General features: G+C 62.0%; 11 protein-coding genes. 3 read left to right on the top strand and 8 right to left on the bottom strand.

Annotation, left to right across the window (positions count from 1 at the left end):
- Positions 1-212: 212 nt before the first annotated feature.
- Entirely contained in the window at positions 213-1,736 is a 1,524-nt protein-coding gene (locus KUIN1_RS20970) for a fumarate hydratase (RefSeq protein WP_011268799.1), read from the bottom strand.
- 179 nt (positions 1,737-1,915) lie between these two features.
- On the opposite strand from KUIN1_RS20970, the gene KUIN1_RS20965 reads away from it, so the two are divergent.
- Positions 1,916-2,854, top strand: coding sequence for an iron-sulfur-binding ferredoxin reductase (locus KUIN1_RS20965; protein WP_152092251.1), 939 nt, complete (start codon positions 1,916-1,918; stop codon positions 2,852-2,854).
- A 114-nt stretch (positions 2,855-2,968) separates the two neighbouring features.
- On the opposite strand, the gene pyk is transcribed toward KUIN1_RS20965, so the two are convergent.
- A complete protein-coding gene (gene pyk, locus KUIN1_RS20960) occupies positions 2,969-4,420 on the bottom strand; it encodes a pyruvate kinase (protein WP_003363893.1) in 1,452 nt (483 codons plus the stop codon).
- A 176-nt stretch (positions 4,421-4,596) separates the two neighbouring features.
- On the opposite strand from pyk, the gene KUIN1_RS20955 reads away from it, so the two are divergent.
- Both KUIN1_RS20955 and KUIN1_RS20950 read left to right on the top strand, forming a co-directional pair.
- The gene (locus tag KUIN1_RS20955; RefSeq protein ID WP_003345370.1) at positions 4,597-4,992 is read left to right on the top strand and encodes a tetratricopeptide repeat protein; all 396 of its coding nucleotides are present in this window, start codon (positions 4,597-4,599) and stop codon (positions 4,990-4,992) included.
- 203 nt (positions 4,993-5,195) lie between these two features.
- The gene (locus tag KUIN1_RS20950; RefSeq protein ID WP_003406342.1) at positions 5,196-5,555 is read left to right on the top strand and encodes a PilZ domain-containing protein; all 360 of its coding nucleotides are present in this window, start codon (positions 5,196-5,198) and stop codon (positions 5,553-5,555) included.
- 28 nt (positions 5,556-5,583) lie between these two features.
- Here KUIN1_RS20950 and KUIN1_RS20945 read toward each other — a convergent pair whose 3' ends face one another.
- From KUIN1_RS20945 to KUIN1_RS20920, 6 genes are read right to left on the bottom strand one after another with little or no spacing between them, the layout of a single operon-like run.
- Entirely contained in the window at positions 5,584-6,927 is a 1,344-nt protein-coding gene (locus KUIN1_RS20945; protein WP_024651814.1) for a DUF58 domain-containing protein, read from the bottom strand.
- Positions 6,924-7,961, bottom strand: a complete 1,038-nt coding sequence (locus tag KUIN1_RS20940; RefSeq protein WP_096104505.1) for an AAA family ATPase — start codon at positions 7,959-7,961, stop codon at positions 6,924-6,926. The genes KUIN1_RS20945 and KUIN1_RS20940 overlap by 4 nt, the downstream gene beginning before the upstream one ends.
- A complete protein-coding gene (locus KUIN1_RS20935; protein ID WP_024651815.1) occupies positions 7,958-9,175 on the bottom strand; it encodes a DUF4350 domain-containing protein in 1,218 nt (405 codons plus the stop codon). Before KUIN1_RS20935 ends, KUIN1_RS20940 begins: the two co-directional genes overlap by 4 nt.
- A complete protein-coding gene (locus tag KUIN1_RS20930; RefSeq protein WP_152092250.1) occupies positions 9,172-10,761 on the bottom strand; it encodes a DUF4129 domain-containing protein in 1,590 nt (529 codons plus the stop codon). The genes KUIN1_RS20935 and KUIN1_RS20930 overlap by 4 nt, the downstream gene beginning before the upstream one ends.
- Entirely contained in the window at positions 10,748-11,728 is a 981-nt protein-coding gene (locus KUIN1_RS20925; RefSeq protein WP_116894165.1) for a stage II sporulation protein M, read from the bottom strand. Before KUIN1_RS20925 ends, KUIN1_RS20930 begins: the two co-directional genes overlap by 14 nt.
- Entirely contained in the window at positions 11,725-12,450 is a 726-nt protein-coding gene (locus tag KUIN1_RS20920; RefSeq protein WP_024639161.1) for an RDD family protein, read from the bottom strand. The genes KUIN1_RS20925 and KUIN1_RS20920 overlap by 4 nt, the downstream gene beginning before the upstream one ends.
- Between the last annotated feature and the right edge of the window lie 3 nt (positions 12,451-12,453).

The following is a 12,453-nucleotide window of genomic DNA, read 5'->3' as shown; positions in this document are numbered from 1 at the left end:
ATGGGTATGACGGCATCGGTCTGAGTCTGCTCTGAAAGCATGGCCCAGTGGCAAGAGTTCGAACGTTATCGAGGATGGCAGCCGTTTACCTTCGCCGACCAAATGGCCAGGAGGATGCCGCTGCATCGGCCTATAAAAAGCGGCGCGGCGCAAACCTGGCGCTGACCATAAACGATAAAACCCGCCTCAATGAGACGGGTTTTATCCGGTGCTTACTGCACTTCCACCGCCAGACTGTCGCTGATCTTCTTCTGCCAGATCTGCGGGCCGGTGATGTGTACGGACTCACCGTTGCTGTCTACGGCCACGGTCACCGGCATGTCCTTGACCTCGAACTCGTAGATCGCTTCCATGCCCAGCTCGGCGAAGGCCACGACGCGGGATTTCTTGATCGCCTGAGCCACCAGATAGGCAGCACCACCGACGGCCATCAGGTACACGGCCTTGTGGTCACGGATCGCTTCGATGGCGGTCGGGCCGCGTTCGGATTTGCCGATCATGCCCAGCAGGCCGGTCTGGTCGAGGATCTGCCGGGTGAACTTGTCCATCCGGGTGGCCGTGGTCGGGCCGGCCGGGCCGACGACTTCTTCGCGCACCGGATCAACCGGGCCGACGTAGTAGATGAAGCGACCCTTGAGGTCCACCGGCAGGGTTTCGCCCCGGTTGAGCATTTCGACCATGCGCTTGTGCGCCGCGTCGCGGCCGGTGAGCATCTTGCCATTGAGCAAAACGGTTTCGCCCGGTTTCCAGCTTTGTACTTCTTCCGGGGTCAGGGTATCGAGGTTGACGCGGCGGGCCGATGGGCCGGCTTCCCAGACGATTTCCGGGTAGGCGTCCAGCGATGGCGCCTCCAGCGAAGCAGGGCCGCTGCCGTCGAGTACGAAGTGCGCGTGGCGGGTGGCGGCGCAGTTGGGGATCATGCACACCGGCAGCGACGCGGCGTGGGTCGGGTAATCCATTATCTTCACGTCGAGCACGGTGGTCAGACCGCCCAGGCCCTGAGCGCCAATGCCCAGCTGGTTGACCTTCTCGAACAGCTCCAGACGCATCTCTTCGATACGATTCTGCGGGCCGCGGGCTTTAAGCTCATGAATGTCGATGGATTCCATCAACACTTCCTTGGCCATGACCGCGGCTTTTTCTGCGGTGCCGCCGATGCCGATGCCGAGCATGCCCGGTGGGCACCAGCCTGCGCCCATGGTCGGTACGGTTTTCAGAACCCAGTCGACGATCGAATCGGACGGGTTGAGCATCGCCATCTTCGATTTGTTTTCCGAACCGCCGCCTTTCGCCGCGACGTCCACTTCCACGGTGTTACCCGGGACGATGGAGTAGTGAATGACGGCCGGGGTGTTGTCCTTGGTGTTTTTGCGAGCGCCTGCCGGATCGGCAAGGATCGAGGCACGCAGCACGTTTTCAGGCAGGTTGTACGCGCGACGCACGCCTTCGTTGATCATGTCGTCCAGGCCCATGGTGGCGCCGTCCCAGCGAACATCCATCCCCACGCGCACGAAAACCGTGACGATGCCGGTGTCCTGGCAGATCGGGCGATGACCGGTCGCGCACATGCGCGAGTTGATCAGGATCTGGGCGATGGAGTCACGAGCGGCAGGCGACTCTTCACGCAGATACGCCTCGTGCATGGCCTGGATGAAGTCCACGGGGTGGTAATAGGAAATGAACTGCAGTGCGTCTGCAACGCTCTGAATCAGGTCGTCTTGCTTGATCACGGTCATGCGGCGCGCTCCTCTGTAAGGACGGGAACATTCAATTACGCTATCGGCGGCAGTCTGGAACTGCGGCTTGAACCAGAGCTGTCAGGTTGGCGATAGCGGGCGCAAAAAGGCGCGGCAGTATAACCCGCCCGACAGGCCAGTCTGTACAATCGCCGTTATTTTCTGCACAGGCCGTTTTGATGCCTCAATTGCATGTGGGTGAGCTTAGCTGGTCGGTGGCATCGGCCAGCAATCTGCTCGACGCCCTGAACCATGCCGGTATTCCGGTCCCTTACAGCTGTCGTGCCGGCAGTTGCCACGCGTGTCTGGTGCGCGTCGTAAAGGGCGAGCCTGAAGACGCTTTGCCCGACGCGCTGCCTGCCGAAAAGCGCCAGCAGGGTTGGCGGCTTGCCTGTCAGTGCCGAGTGGCGGGGGATCTGGCTGTCGAGGTGTTCGACCCGCAGCGGGATGGTCTGCCTGCCACAGTGGCAGGCTGCGACTGGCTCTCTGCGTCGGTGCTGCGTTTGCGTCTGGAGCCTGCGCGGCCTTTGCGCTACAGCGCCGGGCAGCACCAGGTGTTGTGGACTGACAGCGGTGTTGCGCGGCCTTACTCGCTGGCGAGCCTTCCCGGTGAGGATGCGTTTCTGGAGTTTCACATCGACTGCCTGCAGCCCGGGGCCTTCCGTGACGTTGCCCGCCAGTTGCAGGTCGGCAACGCCCTGAGGCTCGGCGAGTTGCGTGGCGGGGCGCTGCGTTACGACCCGGACTGGCAGGAGAAGCCCTTGTTGCTGCTGGCCGCCGGCACCGGGCTCGGTCCCTTGTGGGGCGTGCTGCGCGAGGCTCTGCGTCAGGACCATCAAGGCGCGATACGCGTGATTCACCTGGCCCGCGACAGCCAGGAGCACTATCTGGCCGATGAACTGCGCGCTCTGGCTGAACGTTACCCCCACCTGCATGTTCAGCTGGTTACTCCGCAGACGTTACAGGCAACCCTGGCCGAACTGCGCCTGTTGTCGCGGCACGCGATGGCGCTGGTGTGCGGCAGTGCCGACAGCGTGGAGATGTTTGCCAAACGGCTGTATCTGGCCGGGCTGCCGCGTAATCAGTTGCTGGCGGATGTGTTTGTGGCGCGGGAATAAGAGGCACGTCAGTTACAGTTCTCGTTCTTCGACACGATAATCACAATAAGGCTGACCCAACGCAAAAGGCCCCGACTCTTGCGAGACGGGGCCTTGGCTTGCAACGTGCTGCGATCAGACCAACGGGTCGCCGACGTGCAGAATCTTCATGCCGTTGGTGCCCCCGATGGTGTGGTAGCTGTCGCCCTTGGTGAGGATGACCCAGTCACCTTGCTCGACCAGACCACGCTTGAGCAGTTCGTCGACTGCGGCCTGGCTGACCTGACCTGGCGGCAGCGCTGCCGGGTCGAACGGCACGGTGTAGACACCACGGAACATCGCAGCACGCGCCTGAGTACCACGGTGCGGAGAGAACGCGTAGATCGGCACCGAGGAGCGGATGCGCGACATGATCAGCGGGGTGTAGCCGCTTTCGGTCAGTGCGATGATCGCCTTCACGCCCGGGAAGTGGTTGGCGGTGTACATGGCCGCCAGCGCGATGCTTTCGTCACAACGGGTGAACGAGTGACCGATGCGGTGGCTGGACGTCTTGCCGGTCGGGTGCTTTTCAGCACCGATGCAGATACGGGCCATGGCCTGAACCGCTTCGATCGGGTAGGAGCCTGCAGCACTTTCGGCCGACAGCATCACGGCGTCGGTGTAGTCGAGCACGGCGTTGGCCACGTCGGACACTTCGGCACGCGTCGGCATGGGGCTGGAGATCATCGACTCCATCATCTGCGTGGCGACGATCACCGCCTTGTTGTGGCGACGGGCGTGCAGGATGATGCGTTTCTGTACGCCGACCAGTTCGGCATCACCGATTTCGACACCCAGGTCACCACGAGCGACCATGACCGCGTCACTGGCGCGGATCAGCTCATCCAGCACTTCGTCGTTGGCAACGGCTTCGGCACGTTCGATCTTGGCCACCAGCCAGGCCGTACCACCGGATTCGTCGCGCAACTGGCGGGCGTATTCCATGTCGGCGGCGTCGCGCGGGAAGGAAACGGCCAGGTAGTCCAGGTCCATCTCGGCAGCGAGCTTGATGTCCTGCTTGTCTTTTTCGGTCAGTGCTGGCGCCGTCAGGCCACCACCACGACGGTTGATGCCTTTGTGGTCGGACAGCGGACCACCGATCAGCACGGTGCAGTGCAGTTCGTCAGCGGTCTGGGTATCGACGCGCATGACCACGCGACCATCGTCGAGCAGCAACTCGTCGCCTACGCCGCAATCCTTGACCAGATCCGGGTAATCGATACCCACGATCTGCTGGTTGCCACTGGTCAGCGGATGAGCAGTGGAGAAGGTGAACTTGTCACCGACCTTCAGCTCTATTCGCTTGTCGGTGAACTTTGCGATACGGATCTTCGGACCCTGCAGGTCGCCCAGCAGAGCGACGAAGCGCCCGTGTCTGGCGGCGATTTCGCGGATCAGCCTGGCGCGAGCCTTGTGCTCGTCCGGAGTACCGTGAGAGAAGTTCAGACGAGCAACGTCCAGACCCGAAAGGATCAGTTGTTCGATGACTTCCGGCGAGTTGCTGGCAGGGCCAAGTGTGGCGACGATTTTGGTGCGGCGAACGGTCATGCACAAACTCCTTAATTGAAGCGCAGCGAGAGGCTACTCCTGTCTGGGTCTTTAGTCATTGTTCCTTTGCACTACCGTGTCAGGGTCAGGGAGGGCAATCGGCTGACAACCGGCGCTCTATTGGCCTGAAGAAACAGGCCGTGACGCCGATACAGGGCAGAGAACAGGAGAGTCCCATGCGTATTGTAACGATTGTTGTATTACTGACTGCGCTCAGCGGTTGCACCCGCTGGGCGATGAATTCCAACCTCGATCACGCCTACCGTGCCTATCAGGAAGGTGACTGTGATCGGGTGATGCTCGATCTCTCCAAGGTCGAACGCCAGAGCCGCTCGCGCCGTTATGTCCAGCCGGAAGTGTCGATGTTGCGCGGCCAGTGCCTGGAGCGACAGAAATTGTATGTCGATGCGGCACAGACCTATCAATTCCTGATGGCGCAGTATCCGGAAAGTGAATACGCCTTCCGCGCACGCGCCAGACTCGACACGCTGGCACAAACAGGCCTTTACCCCAGGGCTCAACCTGCCAGACCCATACCTGTACCTGTTCGAAACGCTCCCGTATCGAAATAATTACCCTCGTTTGAATGGAAGGTGCTGTGTTCGGGTGGATTTCGACTAATTGTGAGCTAGTCTGAGGTCATTAAGCGGACGAGCTGCAGGGCTCCGGGTCGAGACTGTTTCCTGGATAGCCTCTGTCGTGCAGCGTATTCGACATCCGCAACGAACACACAGTGTTGCGTGGTCGCAGCACCGGTCCCGGAAGGCAGCCTGCCATGTATAAAGAGCGGAAAATCGAACGCCATCAACTGCAGGATTATCTGCAGGTTTTCAATCGTCATACCGGCAAGCTGGTGGGGTGTCTGGGGAATGTCTCCGGTGAGGGGCTGATGCTTATCAGCAGCCTGCCGATCCTGGTGGGGGCGAGGTTCGATCTGTGCCTGAAACTGCCGAATGGCAATATCGGACAGCCCATCGATGTGAGCGCCAAGTGCCTCTGGTGTCACGAAGACGAGACACCTGGCAGTTATGACTCCGGTTTTCAATTGTGTCAGGTTTCTGCAGAGTATCTGGAGTTCGTGCAGCTGTTGCGACAGTACTTCTGCTTTTACCCCTCCTACGAAGCCTCTGCCTGAGGCTGCTGCCTGAAGGGCAGGGCGTCGTTCATAACGTCCCTGCCTTTTTCCAGCTCATGTAACGGTTGACCAACTGTGGTCCCAGTTCTCCTGGCCGCGCATCCATGATCACGATGCCTTGCGCACTCAAGCGATCATGCAGCGAAGCCCGGGCGTTGAGAAAGTCGATCGTTCCGCAATAACTCAGCGCTTCATCGTACGTGTGCACCGGTGAGTGGCGCAGGCCGTCGAGTACTTCCTCTCGCAGGCTGGCAATCAGTACCCGATGCTGTTTACCGAGCTGCCTGGCGGCGGCCAGCAGCTCCTCATCGTCTTCATCGCGCAAGTTGGTCATCAACACCACCAGTGAGCGTCTTTTATGACGAACCATCAGTTGGCGCACGGCGGCGCTGTAGTCAGCGGGGCGCCGGGTGGTCTGCAGGTCATAGACCGAATTGAGCACCCGATTCAGCTGTCCAGGCCCCTTCACCGGCGCCAGATAACGATCCTGCTCGCCGGCAAAGGTCGCAATACCGACAGAATCACCCTGACGCAGCGCGACATAGCTCAACAGCAGGCAAGCGTTGAGGGCGTGATCGAAGTGAGACAGGTCGCCGTCCTGACTGCGCATCCGACGTCCGCAATCGAGCATGAAAACGATCTGCTGATCCCGCTCGTCCTGGTATTCCCGTGCGATGGGCGCTCGCTGGCGGGCGGTGGCTTTCCAGTCGATCTGGCGCAGGCTGTCGCCCTCGCGAAACTCACGCAACTGGTTGAATTCCATGCCCAGCCCGCGACGTTGCAACTGGCGCACGCCCAGTTGGCTCAGCCAGTTATCCACCGCCATCAATTGACCGCCGCAGAGGCGGGCGAAATCCGGATAGACCCGCGTGGTGCCGGGCACTGCCAGGTAGCGTCGTGCCGTCCACAGGCGCAAAGGCCCCGGCAGGCTGATTTCGCAACGCTCAAAGGTGAAATGCCCCCGGCTTGACGGGCGCAGACGATAGCCAATGCTGCCTTTACCGCGTGCGGCCAGGGTGAGTGACTGCGGCAGGTTTTCGTGTTCCAGCCCGTGCGGCACATGATCGAATATCCGCACGGTCACGGGGCTGCCACCGTCGTGCTGCACATCAAGTCGGGCTTCGTTCCAGCGATCCAGCGTCAGACTGCCCGCCAGCTCACGCTGCACACGTGGCGAGGGGCTTCTGAGCAGCCAGATTGCATCAAGCACGCTCACGACGACGAGGGTCAGCAATGCCCCCCAGTAAAGGTCGTCGATTTTTGCCGGATACTCGACGCCCAGCGCATGAAGCGTGCCGAGCAGCACGGCCACACCCATCAGCCCGCCGAGCCAGCGCAGCAGCGTGACCGACGGCTTGAGGACCTGTTTCACAGGCGCGGTGCCGAGACCTGGTCGAGGATCTGCCTGAGCACCTGATCCACCGACAGCCCTTCGATGTCCAGCTCAGGTGACAACCTGACCCGGTGTCGCAGCACCGCCAGTGCGCAGCCCTTGATGTCGTCCGGGGTCACGAACTCGCCGCCACGCAACACAGCTCGGGCCCGCCCGCCACGCACCAGCGCAATCGAAGCGCGCGGGCCTGCGCCCTGACTCAGACCCGGCCAGGTGCGCGTGCTGCGTGCCAGCCGCACGGCGTAGTCCAGCACTTGCTCATCGATGGGCAGCTCGCTGGCAATGCGTTGCAGCGCCTGAACCTCGCGGGCCTGCATGATGACCCTGAGCGGTCGCACATCCAGCATGTCAGCCCGGGACGAGCGGGTGACCTGACGCACCATGTTCAGCTCTTCCTGCGCTTCGGGATAATCCATGCGCAGTTTGAGCATGAAACGGTCCAGTTCAGCTTCCGGCAATGGATAGGTGCCCTCCTGTTCGATGGGGTTCTGGGTCGCCAGCACCATGAACGGCTGCGGGATCGGCAGGGCGCGCCCTTCAAGGGTGACTTGCCGCTCCTGCATCGCTTCGAGCAATGCCGCCTGGGTCTTGGCCGGTGCCCTGTTGATTTCGTCGGCCAGCAGCAGGTTGGTGAACAGCGGCCCCTTGCGCAGCTTGAACTGCTCGGTCTGCAGGTCGTACACCGCATGACCGGTCACATCGCTGGGCATCAGGTCCGGCGTAAACTGGATGCGGGCGAATTCGCAGCCGATGCAACTGGCCAGCGCCCGAACCAGCAGCGTCTTGCCAAGCCCCGGAACACCTTCCAGCAACACATGTCCGCCACCGATCAGCGCGGTCAGCACGTCGTCGATAACCGCATTTTGTCCGATCACGGCCTTTTGCAGCTCATTGCGCAACGCCTGAGCCAACTGGCTGGCGCGCTGACGCTGCTGCAACTGGGTGGTGGATTCGGCTGCGGGCTCGGCAAGTGGCTCGGTGCTGCCTGATGGGGCGGGTGTTTGATCACTCATAGGGCATTCCTGATTGTTTGCAGGTGGGCTACCTGGCGGGTGAATTCGCTGTGGGACAGGCGTTGCGGCGGGCGAGGGCGCAGCGCGTCGCTGATGGCGCTGGTGGGCTGACGGGTCAGGCGAGCAAGCACTTGCCATTGTTCGGCAATGACCAGCCGCTCGAAACCGGGATGCAGTTGGCGGGCGCGACGCAGTATGTCCTGTTGCAGGCGTTTGATCAGCGTCTGCTGCCCGGTGTGTTTGCGCAGGAACTCGGCACTGGCGCGCAGGTGCTCGGTCAGTTGGCGGCGTGCGAGTGGCGCGGGCCGCCGCAGCGGGCCCTCGCGCAGACCGATGTGCCACAGACCCAGAGCAATCAGCAGTGCCAGCGTCAGCAGTGCCTGAGGATAGTTGCGCAGTAACAGGCTCAGCAGGTTGTCGTGTTCGGTTTGCAGCACCAAAGTCACTTGGCTGTCCTGCGTCAGATACCAGAGCAGCCAGGCATTGTCATAGTGGCCGATCGAGCGGGTTTTCCACAGGTTGGCGTCCGTGACAACGGTGATCAGCCCATTGCCCCGGCTTATCTGCAGCAGGTGCGTGGCATCGGCGCTGTTGGCCCAGGATTGGGCGTGATCTTCCGGGTCTTCGAGGTGAAACGCCGGATCGAAACTCATGTAGGCCGGGGCGCTCTCGTTTTCCAGGTACAGGCGGGTCAGCTCTGGCCAAGGTATTTTCTGGTGTTTGGGGGCGGGCGTCATCAGCGGGATGGGCAGTGGCGGCTGAGCGTCGGTCAGTTGCTGTTCCTTGGCATTGATGTCTTTGGTGAGGTACTGATGAATCTGCAGACTGTCCAGCAGCAGGTCACCGCTGCGACCTTTTTGTTCGTCCCAGAGTTGTTCGGCGACGAACAGCAGGTGCCCGCCTGCCTCGGCCCAGTTCAGCAGCGTTTGGGTTTGCGCCGGGGTCATGTCTTCCCGGTCATCGAGCAGCAGCAGGGTCTGGGTGCTCTGACTCGGGTCGGGAAGCTGAGCCAGCGTGTCGACGGTATTCACTGTGAGGGAGCGGCCACGCAGAAAGTGTTCGGCCGCCAGCCAAGGATTGGCCTTCGCCTCTGGCGAGGGGCCCTGATCGACCGTTTTCTCGTAGCGCTCGAGCTGGGTGCTCAGAAACAGCGCGCCGCCTGCCAGTAATGACAGGACCAGCAGCCCGATCAGCAGCCCGGTGCGGCGGCTCATGGCTGCGCTGACCGGTTGAACAGACGACGCCAGCCATCGCAGAGTTCCTGCCGGGCGTGGGCCGGTGGCAGGCGATGCCCGTAGGCGAGGTTTTGCCAGTGTGCGGTCAGCGTGCGGCTGAACTCACTCAGCAGCGGCTGGTTAAGCGCGGCGATACGTGCGAGTACCTGACTTTCGGTATCGGCATTTTTCAAGGGCAATCGATAGTCGCTCAGCAAGCGGCTGAGCAGGGCGCGGTACAACAGACCCAGCGCTTCGCGGGGCTGGTTGTTCCAGAGCTGCTCGGCCCGGCCGGCAACATCGTCGGGCAGGCTTTCGGCATTGACTTGCAGACCAAAGAGCTGCTCGGGTGCCGGGCGGGTGGTGTTTGCCTTGCCGGTCTTCCGGCTAACGAAGGTCCTGAACCAGTCCCGGTAACGAAAGATCACCAGCCCCACAAGCCCGATGACCACGCCCCACAGCAGTACTTCAATCAGGCTGGCCAAGGCGCTCGCTGCGCGCAGAAACCGATTGAGCCAGGTCATCAGCCAGCTCTGATCGCGCGCGTCCCGGGCTGCAGACGGGCCTTTCTGTTTTTCAGGAAAGCGCCAGCCAGTTTCGGTCCTCGGGTTGCGGAAGGGTGGCTGTTGCAGAACGCTCTGGATCTCGCTGCGCGCCGCTTCGCTGGTCAGGGGCTGGCGGGTCAGACGCGGCGTGTCGGGCGCCGCCACGGACGGAACGGATTGCGCGGGGGCGGATTCCGGCAGCGGGCAGCTGTAGCTTTGCTGATCGGCCCAGACCGGTGCGGGTGCTGTCGAAAGTAACAGCCCGACGCCCATCAACACGGCATAGGCAGTGCCGATCAGGCGCTGGCGCAGGCGTCGGAAGACCAGTTCTATGTCCCAGGCTTCAAGAACCGTGCGGCGATTCAAATACAGCGTGAAGCCGCAGGCGACATATACAGGTTCCCAAAGTATCAGCGCCAGGGCATAGAAGAGGTTGGTCAGGTGGTCGATCCACAGCCATTGGTTTTCGACGTCGAGCAGACTCATCCAGTGCCAGTCGATCTGTATCTGCTGCGGTATCAGGGCGTAGAGCAGGACCAGCAGGCCTATCCACAGTGCGTATTCCAGGTGTGCGCCAACGATGGTGAGCAGCTGTGCGGCACGCAGGTCTTTCTGGCTGAGCAGGCTGATGCGCAGGGCGCGCTCGGTGCCTGCCAGATGCTCCAGTTGCTGCACCGGCAGTTGGAAACTGCGACTCAGGGAAAGACGTCGCCACAACAGGCTGGGCAGCAGTTGCGCCTTCAGGGTCGCCGGCCAGGCCTTGAGGGCCTGGCGCAGTGTCGGCGTGGCACCGAACAGTGACTGCGAAAGGATCAGCAGCGGCAACCGATCAAACGCAGGTTTGAGCCACCAGAACAGCAGAATGGCAGCTGTTGGGTAATCCCAGAGCAACGCACTGAGGACGCAGAAAAAGGGCAGGGTGACGATTGCCCAACTGCTCATCAAAACGCCGCGGTGCCGCCCGGCGAGCAGTACGCCCAGGTCGATGGCCTCCCAGGGCGAGCGAGGGCGTATGGCAACAGTCGACTCAGTCAGGCGCATGAGGTGTACGTCCTGCCAGAGTCAGATACGCGGCCACCAGCAACCACAGGACGGCACCTGTCAGGTACTTGAGAAGCGGCCCGGGCCAGGTCATCGATGACCAGTACGCCTCGATGAAGGCTGCGATCAGCAGAAACAGGATCACCCCGCCGACCAGTTGCATGCTGGCCCGCGCGGCGATGCGCAGGGCGGCGCTGCGCGTCAGCCGTCCGGGGGCCAGCAAGGCCCAGCCCAGCTTGAGGCCCGCAGCCCCGGCAAAAGCGATGGCCGTCAGCTCGAAGGCGCCGTGACCGATGACGAAGGGCCAGAAGGTCTGTCCGTAACCGATGTCTGTCAGGTGCCCGGCGATTGCGCCGGTCATCAAGCCGTTGAAGAGCAGGAAAAACAGACTGCCCAGCCCGAACAGCAAGCCGCTGGCATAGGTCTGGAAGGCGATGCCGATGTTGTTCATGATGTAGTAGCCGAACATCATCCAGTCCGTATCGGAACCTCGCTCGACGGGCTGTCCGACCCGGCTGGCCGACGGATCATACATACTCTGCATGTCTGCCAGTTGCTCGGGGCTGACGACGCTGTAGATCAGTTGTGGAAAACCATACACCAGCAGCGCCATGCCGATCAGGCTGCCGAACAGCAGCAGACTGGCGACCAGCACAAAGCGCCACTCGGCCCGCACGCGTCGCGGAAAGCCGCCCAGAACGAAGCTCAGCAGTCGCACCCCGGCAGTGCTGCGGTGACGGTAAAGTTGCTGATGACCGCGCATGGCCAACTGATGCAGGGGGTCGACCAGATGGCTGCTGTAGCCGCGCTCCTGGGCCAGCGCCAGATGGTGGCAGAGGCGTCGATAATCGCCGGGAAAGGTCTCGCCGCCGCTGACATCGCCCTTGCCTTGTTCAAGGGCCGTCAGGCGCTGCTCGAAGCGTTGCCACTCCTGCTGATGGCGGGTTTCAAACAGGCTCTGCTTCATGTCGGTCCCAGCAGGTTGCGGGCGATGCCGTTTACATGAGCGACCGCCGTGTCGGCGGGAATATGCAAGGGTTCGGCAAGGATGGCCGCGAGTTCCTGGGTTCGCGCGCTGGACAGTTCAGCCTGCCGTTCCGCCAGGCCGAGCACCGCCCGCTGTTCATCCAGATGCAGGGCAAAAGGCACGATGACCGGATCGGCCTGCGGCAGGGTAGGGCGCGCTACCGGCCGGTCGCTGTAAATCACCAGCGTTCCCGCTGCAAGATCGCCCAGCCGTTTGAAGAACGGGTGGTTCAGACAAGTAATCGCCCCCAGCCCGTAGCCCAGCGGGAGCATGTCGACGAAGCGCAGCAGGTTACGGATCAGCGACGAAGACCAGTCGATGGGCGTGCCGTCGTCGTGCACCACCCGCAGCCCGAGCAGGCGCTTTCCGGGTGTGCGTCCCTGGTTGAGCACTTCAAACAGCACCATGTACCACCAGTTCACCAGAAAGAACACCAGAGCGGCCAGACCCATGCCGAGCTTGTCGAGTAACTGCAGAAGCACAAAGAACAGGCCGACGAGGGCTGCGCGAATGGCGAAGTCGATGCCGAACGCCAGTGCGCGGGAAACCAGCCCGGCAGGGCGCAGAAGCATATCGATGCCTTCTGGCGTCTCGATTTCAATGCGCGTGTCCAACGGCGTGGGCAGCGCTGCATTCCTTGGCGAAGCGGGACGGGATGACATTGT

The organism is Pseudomonas sp. KUIN-1 (genome assembly GCF_009176725.1).
Classification (GTDB): Bacteria; Pseudomonadota; Gammaproteobacteria; order Pseudomonadales; family Pseudomonadaceae; genus Aquipseudomonas; species Aquipseudomonas fragariae.
Note: the sequence above shows the minus strand (reverse complement) of the source record. Positions and strands in the feature narration are given on the sequence as shown.

What these genes read in the sequence shown, in the direction of transcription:
- KUIN1_RS20970 (WP_011268799.1), bottom strand. Translation starts at nt 1,736, where the DNA reads ATGACCGTGATCAAGCAAGACGACCTGATTCAGAGCGTTGCAGACGCA.
- KUIN1_RS20965 (WP_152092251.1), top strand. Translation starts at nt 1,916, where the DNA reads ATGCCTCAATTGCATGTGGGTGAGCTTAGCTGGTCGGTGGCATCGGCC.
- pyk (WP_003363893.1), bottom strand. Translation starts at nt 4,420, where the DNA reads ATGACCGTTCGCCGCACCAAAATCGTCGCCACACTTGGCCCTGCCAGC.
- KUIN1_RS20955 (WP_003345370.1), top strand. Translation starts at nt 4,597, where the DNA reads ATGCGTATTGTAACGATTGTTGTATTACTGACTGCGCTCAGCGGTTGC.
- KUIN1_RS20950 (WP_003406342.1), top strand. Translation starts at nt 5,196, where the DNA reads ATGTATAAAGAGCGGAAAATCGAACGCCATCAACTGCAGGATTATCTG.
- KUIN1_RS20940 (WP_096104505.1), bottom strand. Translation starts at nt 7,961, where the DNA reads ATGAGTGATCAAACACCCGCCCCATCAGGCAGCACCGAGCCACTTGCC.
- KUIN1_RS20935 (WP_024651815.1), bottom strand. Translation starts at nt 9,175, where the DNA reads ATGAGCCGCCGCACCGGGCTGCTGATCGGGCTGCTGGTCCTGTCATTA.
- KUIN1_RS20930 (WP_152092250.1), bottom strand. Translation starts at nt 10,761, where the DNA reads ATGCGCCTGACTGAGTCGACTGTTGCCATACGCCCTCGCTCGCCCTGG.
- KUIN1_RS20925 (WP_116894165.1), bottom strand. Translation starts at nt 11,728, where the DNA reads ATGAAGCAGAGCCTGTTTGAAACCCGCCATCAGCAGGAGTGGCAACGC.
- KUIN1_RS20920 (WP_024639161.1), bottom strand. Translation starts at nt 12,450, where the DNA reads ATGTCATCCCGTCCCGCTTCGCCAAGGAATGCAGCGCTGCCCACGCCG.